Here is a 14,463-nt window from a genome sequence, read left to right on the forward strand (position 1 = left end):
CAAGGGAAACTCGCCGCGGCGGTCGCCAAGACAGACATGTCGATCACCTCGTCATGCCTGTGCCGGACAAGCCTGTTGTGACTGACTGCTGCGACGACTTGACCGGGTGCAGCCCTTATCGGCTACGAGAAAATCTCCGCCAGTTCGTCGGCGCCAGGGCCTTCCTTGACCTGCCGCAGTTCGGCATAGGTCGTTGCGAGAATGATCGAAAGCACCGTCCAGATGATCGCCGACACCATCGCCCCCTGGAATGTGAGCAGGACTATCGCCAGCGGCGAAAGGCTTTGCAGCGATACAAAGGTAAGTCCTAACTCAGTGGCCAGCCGCAGGCCTAGTAGCAGCCCAATGACGACAACCGAGATCAAGCCGAAAATCCACCAGCGGTACCCTTTCGTCAGGTCGCGGCTGCGCGACATCGAAGCGACCGTGCCTAGCCCCTCCGCCACGGAAACAGGAACCGCAACCGAAATTGCCACTCCCCACACAATACACGGCACGATCAACAGCAGAAACACCAGGCCTCCCGCTTGAGGCGAATAGGATAGTTCAACCGCAGCCGACCCGGATCGTGCGACAAAAACAACGAGGTAAATCGTGTAACCTATGCCCAGCACCGGAAAAATGTGCTGGAGCGCGGTCTGAACGCAGCTTGCAACCGATGGACGATTGCCATTGATTTCGCCAGCCGCGGCCTTCGACAAAACCGCCTGGCCGACAAGGTTCGGCACCGCACCGATCAACCCCGACGCCATGCTGAAACCCAAGTTGACCGACATTGGCCAGGGGCCGCTGCCAATCGCACCCAAATGAAACGCCAGCGTGGGCCAGTATCTGGTCGATAGATTGATCAGCGCCAGCGGCAAGGCGAAGAAGAGCGTGCCTGCTGCGATCGAGAAGATCGCATTCCGCCGCAGGAAGGCGGCGGCATTGCCGATTACCCTCCCCAGCCGGAATTTTTCACTTGGCCCCTGCGCTCCCAACGGCACAACTTCCGTCCGCTAGGAGAAGATTTCCGCCAGCTCATCCACGCTGGTGCCTTCCTTGGCCTGGCGCAGCTCGACATAGCTGACAGCGGTGGCCGTCGACATGATCGTTGCCATCACGGCCGAAACCGCGGCGCCGAGCACGGAGCCAATGACGCCGCCAAAGATATAGACGACGGTGCCAAGGACCGCCTGGATCACCATCGACAGGATTGCGAGGATCACGAACAGGCCGAAAAGCGACCAGCGGTTGCCTTTGGTCAGCACGCGGCTGCGCGACATGGAGCCGAACACGCCGAGACGCTCCTGCACCAGGACTGGCACCGAGACCGACCAGCCGAGCCACAAGATGATGCCTGGAACCAGCAGCAACAGGGAGGCAAGGCCCGCGCCGAGCGCGACCAGAATGCCAATGCCGATCGTCGGCAGAAGGCATTGAAGGGCGATCTGCACGCTGTCCCCAAAATCCGGTTTCTTGCCGTTCAGATCCTCGATCGTTGCCCTGACCAGGGCCGACTGCAGCATCAGCGACAGCAGGAAATAGACAAGCGCAAAAACGACGGTGAGGAGCGAGTCACGGATCGCCAGCTCCGGATTGTTCAGTGCGAGATTGGAAGGATCGCCGGCAGCCAGATTGGCCACGTGCGTTTCGTTCCAAAGCTGGAACAGGAATGCCGGCACGCCCGAAAAAATGAACGCCAACCCCACGCAAAGTCCGATGTTGCGCGTGATCACACCAAAAGTGGTGTTGAACACCCTGCCGATCTCGAATCTGCCGGGTCGTCCCAATGTCGCAGTGGTCATGATAGTTTCCCCCGAGTCGCCGCCGCATCAATTCGGCAACTTCAAAGTAAATTTGCCAAGATTGATCGGCCGCGTCCAGTGCACTTGCAATTGTCTAGGCATATTGCCAGTGTCGGAGCCGAACCGCAGGTTGCAGGGGGAACGCGCGGGTGACAGAACCGGGCACGGCCGACGCCGAATGGCTGGCCAGGATGCATAAGCAGTTGCTGGCGGATGATTCGATCCAGTTCGACCTGCCGACGCTGGTGCGGCCGGAACCGCCGGAATGGCTGAAGCCTTTGCTGGAAGCCCTGGCGAAGCTCGGCCCCTACATGATCTATCTGTTCTGGGGCGCGGTGATCACCGGCATCGCGATCATTGCTCTCCTGCTGGTCCTTGAAGCGAAGGGCGTCGCCTGGCGGCTGCCGTGGCGGCGCGCCCGCAAGGAGGATGAGGTGAAAGAGGAATGGCGCCCGGATGCCGGGGCTGCGCAAATCCTGCTCTCCGAGGCCGATGCGCTCGCGGCGCGCGGCGACTATGACGAGGCGGTGCATCTTCTTTTGCGCCGCAGCGTCGCCGACATCGCCACCCGCCTGCCCGACTTCCTGCGCCCGTCGCTGACCGCGCGCGACATCGCCGCGGCGAGTTCGATCCCGAGCCGCCCCCGCACCGCCTTCAGCGAGATCGCGCGCATCGTCGAGGCGGCGCTGTTTGCCCGCCGTCCGGTCGGCGCCGAGGGGTGGCGGCAGGCGCGCGGCGCCTACGAGCGCTTCGCCTTCCGGGATGCCTGGGCATGAGTACTGAGGCGACCGAGGCAGCCGAGGCGCCGTTCAGCCGCAGGACGCTGTTCTGGGGTATCTTCGCCAGCCTGCTGGCGGCTGCCGGTTTCTTCCTGCTCTCGACCTACGCTCCAGATTTCCGCCAGCCCGAAGGCGGCGCCACGCCGCTCTCCAAAGGCGGCACCGGCTATGCCGGGCTTGTCGAATGGCTGAAGCTCACCAACGGACAAGCACCGCCCATGGCGCGCGGCGAGAAGGATCTGGAATCCCCTCTGGCGTCCACCTTCCTGCTCATCGTCACCATCGCGCCGGAGAGCGACCCGGCGGCGCTTCAGCGCATCATCAAGCTGCGCTCGGGCAAGGACACGCTGTTCGTGCTGCCCAAATGGCAGACCATGCCGTTGCTGGACCATCAAGGCTGGGAGACGAAGGTCGATCGGTTGCCGAACACGGTCGTCAACGATTGGCTCGGACGCCTCGCCAAGGCCAAGCTCGGCGAAGGCAAGGTGACGGTCGATCAGATCGATGTCGAAGGGCGCAAGATCGCCGTGCCCGAGGACCTGCAATGGGTGGCCGACGATCATCCGCTGATCGCTGCCGGCGACGGCAAGGCCGTTCTCGCCGAACTCGACAACGAGCCGTTCTACATCCTGACCGATCCCGACCTCATCAACAACGCGGCGCTGAAGGATCCGCAAAAGGCCGCGGCCGCGCTCGACATGATCGCCATGCTGGAACCCGCCAAGGGCGCTGTCATGTTCGACCTGACGCTGCACGGCATCGGCCAGAACTACGATCTTGCCAAGCTGCTCATCGAGCCGCCTTTCCTGGCGTTGACGCTATCGGTGCTGGTGGCGGCAGCGCTCGCCTTCCTGCACGGCCTTGGCCGGTTCGGGCCGCCGCGCGCCGAAGGGCGCGCCATTGCCTTCGGCAAGCGGGCGCTGGTCGACACCACCGCGATGCTGTTGAAGCGCGCCGGGCGGCTGCAGGGGCTCGGCGACCGTTACGCGTCGCTAATGCGGCACCGCGCCGCCGCGCTGCTTGGCGCCCCGCACGGGCTGCAGGGCGAAGCGGTCGACCGCTGGCTGGATTCCCGCGACAAAAGCGAAGCGCACGGCTTCACCGCGCGTTTCAAGGCCGCGAACGATTCCAACAGTTTGGCCGGAATGCATGAAGCAGCGGAGAAGCTACATGACTGGACGGCAAGGAGGCTCGGTGAACGTCGATGAAGTTAAGACCCTGGCGAGCGCGATCAGGGAAGAAGTGGCGAAGGCGATCACCGGTCAGCACGACACGGTCGATCTGATGCTGACGGCGCTGTTCGCCGGCGGGCACATATTGCTCGAAGGGCCGCCGGGCACCGCCAAGACCATGACGGCGCGCTGCTTCGCGCAGGCGCTCGGCGTCTCCTATGGACGCATCCAGTTCACGCCCGACCTGATGCCCGGCGACATCGTCGGCTCCAATATCTACAATTTTCAGAGCGGGCAATTCACGCTGACGCGCGGCCCGATCTTCTGCGACCTGCTGCTCGCCGACGAAATCAACCGCACGCCGCCGAAGACGCAAGCGGCCCTGCTCGAAGCCATGCAGGAGCATGCCGTCACCTTCGACGGCACGACGCATTCGCTCGGCAAGAATTTCATGGTGGTGGCGACGCAGAACCCGATCGAGCATCAGGGCGTCTATCCGCTGCCCGAAGCCCAGCTCGACCGCTTCCTGTTCAAGCACCGGGTGAGCTATCCGGATGCGCAGGAAGAGCGCGCCATCATCATCCATCATGGTGGTGGCTCCGCCTCGCACGACATCGGGCAATACGGCATCAAGGCGCGGACCGACCGCAAGACGCTCGAAGCGGCGCTTGCCACGGTGGGCGACGTCACACTGGTCGACGACGTCGTCGGCTACATCGCGGCGCTGGTGCGCGGCACGCGCGAAAGCCCGGACCTCGAAGTCGGCGCCAGCCCGCGCGCGGGAGCCATGCTGGCTCGCGCCGCGCGCGCCAGGGCGGCGCTCGACGGCCGCAACTATGTTATCCCCGACGACGTCAAGGCGCTGGCCGTGCCGGCGCTGCGCCACCGCGTCATCCTCTCGCCGGCGGCGCAGATCGACGGACGGCTGGTCGAGCAGATCGTTTCCGACCTCGTCGACCAGACGGAAGCGCCGCGTTGATCTATCCGAGCGGCCGAGCGGTGTGGGCAGCGGCGGCGGGGGCGACCCCCGCCTTCCTGATCGCGCTCGCGCTGCCCTCTGTCTGGTATCTCGGTCTGTTGTGGATCTGCGCGCTGCTTGCCTTCCTGGCGGTCGACGCCGCGGCCGGGCGCGGACGTGCCTCGCTCAGCGCGACGCTGACCGCGCCGCCGCAGGTCGGCGTCGGCGGCCGTTTCACGCTGCACATAGCGGCCGGGCTCGGCGCAAGGCCGCGCCGGCTGCAGGTGCGCGTCGGGCACGACCAGCGGCTTTCGCCTGTCAACGGTACGGGCGGCGCGCTGCCGGCGAATGGCACGCTCGATCTCGAATTCGATGCGGTCAGACGCGGCATCGCCAGCTTCGACCGGCTGTGGCTGCGCTGGCAGGGACCGTTCGGGCTGATCTGGAACCAGGTCGTGCTGCCGATGGACCGCAAGATAGCGGTGTTGCCGGACGTCAGCCGCGCGCGCGACGAGGCGATCACGCTGCTGCAGCGCTCCGCCCTCGCCGACGGCCACGCGCAGAAGCGCGCCGGCCAGGGCCGCGAGTTCGAGGCGCTGAAGGACTATCAGCCCGGCATGGGCCGGCGCATGATCGACTGGAAGCGCAGCGCTCGCCACGGCAAGCTGCTGGCGCGCGAGTTCCGGATCGAGGAAAACAACAACATCGTTTTAGCCATCGATAGCGGCCGGCTGATGTGCGAGCCGGTCGACGGCGTGCCGAAGGTCGACCGTGCAGTGACGGCGGCGTTGCTGTCAGCCTTCATTGCGCTCAAGGGCGGCGACCTCGTCAGCCTGTTTTCCTTCGACGCCAGACCGCGCGTCTCGAGCGGCGCGGTGCGCGGCTCGCCGAGCTTTTCGATGATCCAGAAGCGCGCGGCCGAGATCGACTATTCGACAGAGGAGACCAATTTCACGCTGGCACTGACCACCCTTGCCGCGAAGCTCGACCGGCGCTCGCTGGTTATCGTCTTCACCGATTTCGTCGACCCGATCAGCGCCGAATTGATGCTGCGCACCGTCGGCCGGCTGACCGAGCGGCATCTGGTGCTGTTCATGCTGATGAAGGACGTCGAGCTGGAGACGTTGGCCGACATGGCCCCGGCGGCGCCTGAGGACGTCGCCCGCGCGGTGACTGCCGGCGACCTGCTCAGGCAGCGGCAGGTGGTCATCGGCAAGCTGCGGCTGCTTGGCGCGCATGTCATCGAGGCCGACCACCGGCGGCTCGGTCCGGCGCTGGTCGAGCGCTATATCCAGCTCAAGGAGGAGAACCTCTTATGACGCTGCGTGCCGGCACCGACGCGGTGCGCCAGTCGCTGGCAAGCTTCCGCCAGGAGCGCGAGGCCGACTGGAAGGCGTTCGAGGCGCTGCTTGCACGCGTCGAGAAACGCGCGCCGCGCGCGCTGTCGGAAGACGAGCTTCTGTCGCTGCCGCTGCTCTACCGCTCGGCGCTGTCCTCGCTCTCGGTGGCCCGCGCGACCTCGCTCGACAGCGCGCTGATCGCCTATCTCGAAGCGCTCTGCCTGCGCGGCTATTTCTACCTCTATGGCGCGCGACGCTCACTGAGAACACGCATCGGCGACTTCTTCCTGCACGACTGGCCGGCGGCGATCCGCGACCTGTGGCGCGAGGTGTGGACGTCGGTCGCCCTGACGGTGATTGGCGCGATCGCCGGCTATTGGCTCGTCGCCTCCGACAAGCGCTGGTACGACGCCATCATCGCGCCGAGCCTGGCCGGCGGGCGCAATCCGGATTCGTCTGCGGAGATGTTGCGCAGCGTGCTTTATGGCGATGGCGGCGGCCATTTCCTCTCGGGCTTCGCCGCCTATCTCTTCACCCACAACACGCAAGTCTCGATCCTTGCTTTCGCGCTCGGCTTCGCCTTCGCGGTGCCGAGCGTGCTGATCATTCTGATGAACGGCTGCATGCTCGGCGCGCTGTTCCAAGTCTATGCGGCCAAGGGGCTCGGCTTCGAGCTCGGCGGCTGGCTGTCGATCCACGGCACGACGGAGCTGTTCGCGATCGCGATCGCGGGTGCTGCCGGCATGCGCATCGGCACCAGCATCGCCTTTCCCGGCGAGTTGACGCGCATGGCGGCGGCCGCGCAAGCCGGGCGCGTGGCGGCAACCGCCATGGTCGGTGTGGCGGTGATGCTGCTGTTTGCCGGCCTGCTCGAAGGCATCGGCCGGCAGACGATCACCGGCGACGTCGCCCGTTATTCGATCGGCGGCGGCATGCTGACGCTCTGGATCTGCTATTTCTATCTGTTCCGGATGGTGCGGCATGGCAACGGCTAGGAACCCCGCCGCGCTGGTGCGCCCGCTGGTCACCCCGGAGGGCGTGGACCTGCGCGTGAGGCTGGCGGATGCCGGCACGCGGGCTTCGGGATTCCTGCTCGACGTGGTGATCATCATCACCGCCGCGGTCGTGGTCAGTCTTGTCGCGATCTTCGGCCTGGGCGGGCTTGGCATGCAGGACGCGGAGCCGCTCTTCATCGTCTGGATCATCTTCATCTTCCTGCTGCGCAACGTCTATTTCATCGCCTTCGAGTCAGGACGACGGGCGGCGACGCCCGGCAAACGGATGGTGGGAGTCCGCGTCGCCTCGCGCAGCGGCGCGGGCCTTACCCTCGACCAGGTCATCGCGCGCAACCTGATGCGCGAGATCGAGGTGTTCCTGCCGCTGTCTATCCTTGCCGCGCGCGGCGGCGCCGGCGTTGCCGATACGCTGTCGACCATCTTCGGCCTGGTGTGGGCGCTGCTGTTCTCGCTGTTTCCGCTGTTCAACCGCGATCGCTTAAGGATCGGCGACCTGCTTGCCGGTACCTGGGTGGTCGAGGCGCCGAAAGTGGCGCTGGTCGAGGATCTTTCGCTACGCAAGGACCCGATCGCGGCCCGCTTCCAGTTCAGCGCCGCGCAGCTCGATGCCTATGGCATCGCCGAACTGCACAAGCTGGAGGAAGTGCTGCGCCGCGACGACTATTTCGCGATGAAAGCGGTGGCGGAAACGATCGGCCGCAAGATCGGCGCAAAGGTCGAGCCGGTCGATTCAAAGGCCTTCCTCACCGCCTATTACGGCGAGCTCCGCGCGCATCTCGAACGCAAGCTGCTGCTCGGCAATCGCAAGGCGGATAAATACGCGCGGTGAGCCGTGACAATAGCTGAGAAAAGTCGGCGCTGCCCCTCATTGCCCTGCCGGGCATTTCTCCCCGTATAGCGACGGGGGAGAAAGACGCCGTCGCGGGCGATTTCGCCAATCTTAAGCGTTGCAGGAAGGGCGGCGCGGTCGCGGCCATCCCCTTCTCCCCGTCACTATACGGGGAGAAGGTGCCGGCAGGCGGATGAGGGGCGGCGCCTACGTTCGAAATAAGGCCGATGCTACGCGGCGCCCTCGCCTACCCCACCCACTTCTCATAGTCCGACACCAAAAGGTGCACCGGCGCCACATCCTCGTCGACATTGGAGAAGCGGCCGATCGGATCGCGGAAGACGTTGTCGGTGAGGTCGTCATTGACGGTCGAGACCTCGCCGATCAGCACGTCCTTACCCTCGGCCCAGAAGGCGTGCCAGACGCCGGGCAGCAGCGTGACGCTCTGGCCCGGATCGAGCTTCAGCAGTCCGCCCGCCGGCAGTCTGTGGATGGTGCCGTCGACTGGCACCGAGACTTCGGCCTTCGGATCGATGCCGCCGTCGCGGTCGTGCATGAACAGTTCCAGCACGAGCTTGCCGCCGCCGCGGTTGATGATGTCCTCGGCCTTGATGTTGTGGCGGTGCATCGGCGAGAGCTGGTCCTTGCGCGAGATCATGATCTTCTCGGCATAGAGCATGCCCATGCCGAGCTTCATGTCCTCGTAGCGGCCGTTGCGGACGGTGAACAGGAACAGGCCGAGCTCGTCGAACTTCTCCTGGCCGTAGTCGGTGATGTCCCAGCCGAGACGCGAGCTGAAGATGGCCGAAGAGTCAGCCTTGTGCGCCTTCATCTCTTCCGGCGACCAATAGGCGAAGGGCGGCATGATGTAGCCGAACGAGCGGATGAAGGCGTCGGCTTCGCGGATGATGTCGTTGATTTTGGAGCGCTTCATGGTCGTGTTTCCTTCCTGCCGCCGCCTGCTGAATTCTGCCCATCCGAATAGCCCAATGCCGGTCCGCTGTCGACGCAAACTCACGGCTCTGGCCCGGTGACATCAGCTTGGATCGGGGCCATAAACCCATCCGGTCTTTTTTGATTTTACGCATGTCCTTGTCCCGAAACCGGTTCCCACTTTCGGGAGACATGCTGTTTGAACGGTGATTTTCATGGCAAGTATAGACGACCTCGACACGCCGGCGATTCTGATCGACGCGGCCCGCGCCGAAGCCAACATCAGACGCGCGCAGGCGCATGCCGACCACCACGGGCTGAAGCTGCGCCCGCACATCAAGACGCACAAGCTGCCTTACTGGGCGAAGAAGCAGGTCGCGGCCGGCGCCATCGGCATTACCTGCCAGAAGATCGGCGAGGCCGAAGTGATGGCCGATGCCGGGCTGACGGACATTTTTATCCCCTACAACATCCTTGGCCGCGCCAAGCTGGAGCGGCTGAAGGCCCTGCATGGCCGCGTCACCCTCTCGGTCACGGCGGACAGCCATGAGACACTGGAAGGGCTTGCCGCCACCTTTAGCGATGCCGGCCACCCGCTCCAGGTGCTGGTCGAGTGCGACACCGGCATGGGCCGCTGCGGCGTGCAGACCCCGGCCGAGGCGCTGGCGCTGGCGAAGGGGATCGACCAAGCGAAGGGGCTCTCTTTCGGCGGGCTGATGACCTATCCGGCCGCGGGCCGCGCCGCCGAAGCCGAGGCCTGGCTGAGGAACGCGCGCGAGACGCTTGCCGCGACAGGACTGGAATGCCAGCGCATCTCCAGCGGCGGCACGCCGGACATGTGGCGCTCAGGCGAGGACAGCGTCGTCACCGAGTACCGGCCCGGCACCTACATCTATCTCGACCGCTACCAGGTCGCCAAAGGCGTCGGCACCCTCGACGATTGCGCGCTGACGGTGCTCGCCACGGTGGTCAGCCACCCGACGCCAACGCGCGCCATCCTTGATAGCGGCAGCAAGGCGCTTTCCTCCGATACGCTCGGGCTGCCCGATTTCGGCGAACTGCTCGGCGTGCCCGGCGCCCTCGTCACGGGCTTGAGCGAAGAGCATGGCAACGTCACGCTTGCCGACGGCGCAAGCCTTCGCATCGGCGAGCGCGTGCGGGTGGTTCCCGACCATTGCTGCGTGGTGACGAATTTGTTCGACAAGGTGCACCTGATCGACGGCGACAAGGTGCTGGAAACGCTGCCGGTGGCTGCGCGTGGACGGATGGGGTGAGGAACGCCTCTCCTTCTCCCCTTGTGGGAGAAGGTGGATCGGCGCGCAGCGCCGAGACGGATGAGGGGTGTTGGACGGAGTGAGAGGCTGGCGTTCTCTGGAACACCCCTTGCATGTTGGGACAGCGGCTATTTGTGCAAGATAGCTGCACTCCCCGACAGATGGCCGTCCGCCGGGGAGTGGACGGATGGGACCGTACACCCCTTGGCGTGAACCGCGGTTGAGCAAGGTCCATTCGTTCTCGCACGGGTCCTGAACAGATGATGGGGAGCAAGTCCCGCATGCAAGGCAAGGTATTGTCCGAACCGAATGCGATGCTGGCAGTCTATGCCGGCATCGACGTGTGTAAAGAGTGGCTGGATGTGTACGTCCATCCGGTCGGTCAGGGTTTTCGCGTGACCAATGATGGTTGTGGCCTGCGGCGGCTGAAGCGCCAGCTCCAAAGTCTTGCGGTGAGGCGCGTGATCATGGAGGCGACGTCCAAATATCATCGTGCGGCGCAGCGCTCGCTGCACGAGGCCGGATTGCACGTGGCCGTCGTTAACCCGCTGCGAGCTCGGCTGTTCGCAGAAGCCTGCGGCCAGCTTGCCAAGACCGACAAGATCGACGCCCGGCTGCTGGCCTTGATGGGAGTTGCACTCGATCCGTCGGAAACGGCGCCTGCTTCACTTGCGATAGAGTTACTGCAGGAGATGGTTGGCGCACGCAGTGCCGCCAGCGCCGAGCGTACCGCGCTCATCAACCGCTTGGCGACGTTCAAAAGCCCCTTCCTGCGCGCTGAACTCAACCGCAGGCTCAAAGCGCTTCAGAGCCATATCGTACGTCTCGAAGCCGAGATTGGACGCTTGATCTCGGCTGATCCCGTACTTGCCCGACGCTATACCATCTTGATGTCGGTCCCGGGCATCGGGCCGGCCACCGCCGCCACCCTCCTTGCCGGCCTCCTCGAGATGGGTACGCTCAACGCCAAGCAGGCGGCCATGCTGACGGGGCTCGCTCCAGTCGCCCACGATAGCGGCCCGCACGTGGGACGCCGCGCAATCAAAGGCGGACGCAAGGGCGTCAGAAACGCCCTCTACATGGCTGCTCTGTCAGCAAGTCGTTACAACAACGATCTTGCCGTGTTCGCCTCCCGGCTGCGCAACGCAGGCAAGCCCGCAAAGATCGTTCTCGTCGCCGTTATGCGAAAGCTCGTCGTCATGGCCAATGCGCTCATCACACAAGACCGAACCTGGAGCCCAATCGCTCCTTGACAACAAACACAGATGCTCATCCGGCCGCTTCGCGGCCATCACCCGGCCCTTCGCTGGCTCAGGGCGTTCGAAGCTCGAAAAGCCAAGCAATTGGCTTTTCGTCCGCTACGCGGACCGCTTCTCACCCCACAAGGGGAGAAGGGGGAGCCTTCTCGGCATGCCTGGCCGCAACCCTGCGCATGGCAATCACTCTTCTGCGGAAGATTTCCGTCCGCATCGCCATCAGGTGCAGCGCGAAGAACAGCACGGTGAAGCCGAGCGCCATGACGGCGAGCGGCCACAGCATCGAGGGGTCGATGGTCGGCCCGCCGAGCCGAAACACGGACGCCGGCTGGTGCAGCGTGTTCCACCAGTCGACCGAGAATTTGATGATCGGGATGTTGATGAAGCCGACCAGCGTGATGATCGCGGCGGCCCACGCGGCACGGCCGGCGTCATCCAGCGCGCGCGTCAGCGCGATGATGCCGAGATACATCAGGAAGAGCACGAAGACCGAGGTCAGCCGCGCGTCCCAAACCCACCAGGTGCCCCACATCGGCTTGCCCCAGATGGAGCCGGTGATCAGCGCCAGCGCGGTGAAGACGGCGCCGATGGGTGCCGCCGATTTCAGCGCCACATCGGCCAGCGGATGGCGCCAGACCAGCGTGCCGAGTGCCGAGATTGCCATGATCGAGTAACACATCATGGCGATCCAGGCGAATGGCACGTGGATATACATGATGCGCACCGTGATGCCTTGCTGGAAATCCTCCGGCGCGGTGAAACTCATATAAAGGCCGACACTGAGCAGGATGGCAGCGGCCGCCGCCAGCCAAGGAATGACCTTGCCGGCCAGCCCGACGAAGCGCGTCGGGTTGGCGAGATCGGCCCGCCCGGCGAGGCGTGAAGTGGTGTCGCTCATGCCGACCTAAATAGACCGGCGATGCGTCCGGGGCAATTGGACGGTTGTCGCAGCCTTCCCTTCTCCCCTTGTGGGAGAAGGTGGATCGGCGCGCAGCGCCGAGACGGATGAGGGGTGTTCCAGCGGAGTGAGGCGTTGGCGTTCCCGCGACACCTTCTCCCACAAGGGGAGAAGGGATCGCCTTGAGCTTACGCCGCTTCGTTGACCGGACGGCTGAGGCGGCGGACCTCCTCGTCGTTGAGCAGGCCGCCGGCGCGCAGCAGGGCTGCGAAGCGGCCGTTGCGCAGCGACAGCTCGGTGAAGCCGCCATATTCGACCACCTTGCCCTTGTCCATGAAGACGACCAAGTCGGCGTCGCGGACGGTGGTGAGGCGGTGGGCAATGATGAAGGTGGTGCGATCGCGGCGCAGCTCGTCGATCGCTTCCTTGACGCGGTCCTCGGTCTCGACGTCGAGCGCGCTGGTCGCCTCGTCGAGCACCAGGATCGGCGCATCCTTCAGGACGGCGCGGGCAATGGCGATGCGCTGGCGCTCGCCGCCAGAGAGCTGGCCGCCGCGCTCGCCGACGACGGTGTCGTAACCGCAGCTCTTCGACAGGATGAAGTCCTGCGCGGCGGCGGCATTGGCGGCGGCGTGGATCTCGTCATTGCTCGCATCGGCGCGGCCGACGCGGATGTTGTCCTCGATCGAGCGATTGAGCAGGCCGGCGTCCTGGAACACGGTGGCGATCGAGTGGCGCAGCGACTTGCGGGTCACCGTGCGGGTGTCGATGCCGTCGATCAGGATGCGGCCGCTGGATGGCGTGAAGACGCGCTGCAGAAGGTTGATGAGCGTCGTCTTGCCGGCGCCGGTCGGGCCGACGATGGCGACCGTCTTGCCGGCCGGCACCTCGAACGACACGTCCTCGATGCCGTGGCCGGAATTGGCGAACTCGAAGCTGACATCCTCGAAGCGCACATGGCCGGTGACGTTGGTCAGCTCGCGCAGCCCATCGGGCTCGACGGTTTCGGCGGACGAGTCCTCGAGGCGGTAGAAATCCTCGAGCTTGGCGCGCGCCTCGGAAATCTGAGTGGTGAAGGCCGACATCTGGTCGAGACGGGCGATCAGCATTCCGGCAAAGCCGGTGAAGGCGACGACATCGCCGACGCGGAGCTCGCCACGGGTGACAAGATAGGCGCCGATCGAGAGCACGATCATCATCGAGATGGTCGACGACAGGCGGTTCAGCGCATTGGCGATCGCCCACCAGTCGAGCACGGGGTTCTGCGCGTCGAGCAGGTCCTTGACGTAACGCTTCAACGTCGCGGTCTCATGGCCGATGCGGTTGTAGCTCTGCAGCACGGCGACATTGCTGACGCTGTCGGACACATGGGCAAAGACGGTGTGGTAGTGGCGTTCGACGGCGGTCTGCCCTGACTTGGTACGGCGCATGACGATACGGCCGATGCCAACGTAAAGCACGCCGAGGCCAAGCAGCACAATGGACATGCGGATGTCCATGGCGAGCGCGGTCGGCACAAGCAGCACCAGCGCGATGGCCGTCGACAGATGCACGCGCATGAATTCGAGCCACAGGCTGAACAGGGTCTCGACAGCGCGCAGCAGCGTATGCAGCGAATTGGACGTACCGCGCTGGTGATGCCAGGCGAGCGGCATGGTGATCACGCGCTCGAAGGACTGGCACAGCACTTCGGAACGGCGGGCATGCGCGAAGCGATCGGCGCCGCGCGCCACCAGCACGAAAGCGACGACGTTGAAGGCACCAAGAGCGGCCCAGACGGCGAGTGTCGAAAACACCGCGCTCTTTTCGGAAATGGCACCAATCACCCGACCCAACAGGATCGGCTCGAGGATCGCGATCGCTGCGAGCGCAATGTTGGCGCCGCAGATCAGCGCGACACGCTTCTTGTCGGCTGCCAGATAACCCAGCGCTCTCAAGTAAATCTGCAGAAGTGTCACTTCAGCTACTCCGCCAAACTCTCTAGCCGTGCTCAATTCCGGATTTGTGCACTGCACCATTTTTTGACACGTACCGGTTAACGCGTCGCAAAACAATGCCCGTCTATCGCTTCCGTTCCCATTTAGCGAACAAAAGATGACGACGGTGCGAAATCTGACGTGATCACCTAACAGTTTGAGATAAAAGGTGAAATGTCACCCTTGCGGCAAAATAATGGCACTTACCGCTTGCTGCCACATTTTTAATCACAAGGCGCTTGCTT

The 14,463-nt window shown here is 64.4% G+C and carries 13 protein-coding genes; 8 read left to right on the forward strand and 5 right to left on the reverse strand.

What is annotated here, in order from left to right; genetic code table 11:
* Window positions 1-122 precede the first annotated feature (122 nt).
* Both EJ070_RS28300 and EJ070_RS28305 read right to left on the reverse strand, forming a co-directional pair.
* A complete protein-coding gene (locus EJ070_RS28300; protein ID WP_126094303.1) occupies window positions 123-980 on the reverse strand; it encodes a hypothetical protein in 858 nt (285 codons plus the stop codon).
* An 18-nt stretch (window positions 981-998) separates the two neighbouring features.
* On the reverse strand, window positions 999-1,787 hold the full coding sequence (locus EJ070_RS28305; protein WP_126094304.1) for a hypothetical protein: 789 nt from the start codon (window positions 1,785-1,787) through the stop codon (window positions 999-1,001).
* Window positions 1,788-1,936: 149 nt separating this feature from the next.
* On the opposite strand from EJ070_RS28305, the gene EJ070_RS28310 reads away from it, so the two are divergent.
* The 6 genes from EJ070_RS28310 to EJ070_RS28335 are packed head-to-tail and all read left to right on the forward strand — an operon-like array spanning window position 1,937 to window position 7,881.
* Window positions 1,937-2,563, forward strand: a complete 627-nt coding sequence (locus EJ070_RS28310) for a DUF4129 domain-containing protein (RefSeq protein ID WP_245464698.1) — start codon at window positions 1,937-1,939, stop codon at window positions 2,561-2,563.
* Entirely contained in the window at window positions 2,560-3,774 is a 1,215-nt protein-coding gene (locus EJ070_RS28315; RefSeq protein ID WP_126094305.1) for a DUF4350 domain-containing protein, read from the forward strand. Before EJ070_RS28310 ends, EJ070_RS28315 begins: the two co-directional genes overlap by 4 nt.
* Window positions 3,761-4,717, forward strand: a complete 957-nt coding sequence (locus tag EJ070_RS28320; protein ID WP_126094306.1) for a MoxR family ATPase — start codon at window positions 3,761-3,763, stop codon at window positions 4,715-4,717. Before EJ070_RS28315 ends, EJ070_RS28320 begins: the two co-directional genes overlap by 14 nt.
* On the forward strand, window positions 4,714-6,015 hold the full coding sequence (locus EJ070_RS28325) for a DUF58 domain-containing protein (protein WP_126094307.1): 1,302 nt from the start codon (window positions 4,714-4,716) through the stop codon (window positions 6,013-6,015). Before EJ070_RS28320 ends, EJ070_RS28325 begins: the two co-directional genes overlap by 4 nt.
* The gene (locus tag EJ070_RS28330; RefSeq protein WP_126094308.1) at window positions 6,012-7,031 is read left to right on the forward strand and encodes a stage II sporulation protein M; all 1,020 of its coding nucleotides are present in this window, start codon (window positions 6,012-6,014) and stop codon (window positions 7,029-7,031) included. The genes EJ070_RS28325 and EJ070_RS28330 overlap by 4 nt, the downstream gene beginning before the upstream one ends.
* Window positions 7,018-7,881, forward strand: coding sequence for an RDD family protein (locus EJ070_RS28335; protein ID WP_126094309.1), 864 nt, complete (start codon window positions 7,018-7,020; stop codon window positions 7,879-7,881). The genes EJ070_RS28330 and EJ070_RS28335 overlap by 14 nt, the downstream gene beginning before the upstream one ends.
* A 247-nt stretch (window positions 7,882-8,128) precedes the next feature.
* On the opposite strand, the gene EJ070_RS28345 is transcribed toward EJ070_RS28335, so the two are convergent.
* Window positions 8,129-8,815, reverse strand: a complete 687-nt coding sequence (locus EJ070_RS28345) for a D-lyxose/D-mannose family sugar isomerase (RefSeq protein ID WP_126094310.1) — start codon at window positions 8,813-8,815, stop codon at window positions 8,129-8,131.
* A gap of 214 nt (window positions 8,816-9,029) precedes the next feature.
* Here EJ070_RS28345 and EJ070_RS28350 point away from each other — a divergent pair, with 214 nt between their 5' ends.
* Window positions 9,030-10,088, forward strand: coding sequence for a D-TA family PLP-dependent enzyme (locus tag EJ070_RS28350; RefSeq protein WP_126094311.1), 1,059 nt, complete (start codon window positions 9,030-9,032; stop codon window positions 10,086-10,088).
* Window positions 10,089-10,369: 281 nt separating this feature from the next.
* On the forward strand, window positions 10,370-11,341 hold the full coding sequence (locus EJ070_RS28355) for an IS110 family transposase (RefSeq protein WP_126094312.1): 972 nt from the start codon (window positions 10,370-10,372) through the stop codon (window positions 11,339-11,341).
* A gap of 121 nt (window positions 11,342-11,462) precedes the next feature.
* Here the strand turns inward: EJ070_RS28355 and EJ070_RS28360 are convergent, their stop codons facing one another.
* Window positions 11,463-12,242, reverse strand: coding sequence for a heme ABC transporter permease (locus EJ070_RS28360; protein ID WP_126094313.1), 780 nt, complete (start codon window positions 12,240-12,242; stop codon window positions 11,463-11,465).
* A gap of 188 nt (window positions 12,243-12,430) precedes the next feature.
* The gene (locus EJ070_RS28365; RefSeq protein WP_126094314.1) at window positions 12,431-14,200 is read right to left on the reverse strand and encodes a glucan ABC transporter ATP-binding protein/ permease; all 1,770 of its coding nucleotides are present in this window, start codon (window positions 14,198-14,200) and stop codon (window positions 12,431-12,433) included.
* Window positions 14,201-14,463 lie beyond the last annotated feature (263 nt).

The sequence above is a fragment of the Mesorhizobium sp. M1E.F.Ca.ET.045.02.1.1 genome (assembly GCF_003952485.1).
GTDB lineage: Bacteria > Pseudomonadota > Alphaproteobacteria > Rhizobiales > Rhizobiaceae > Mesorhizobium.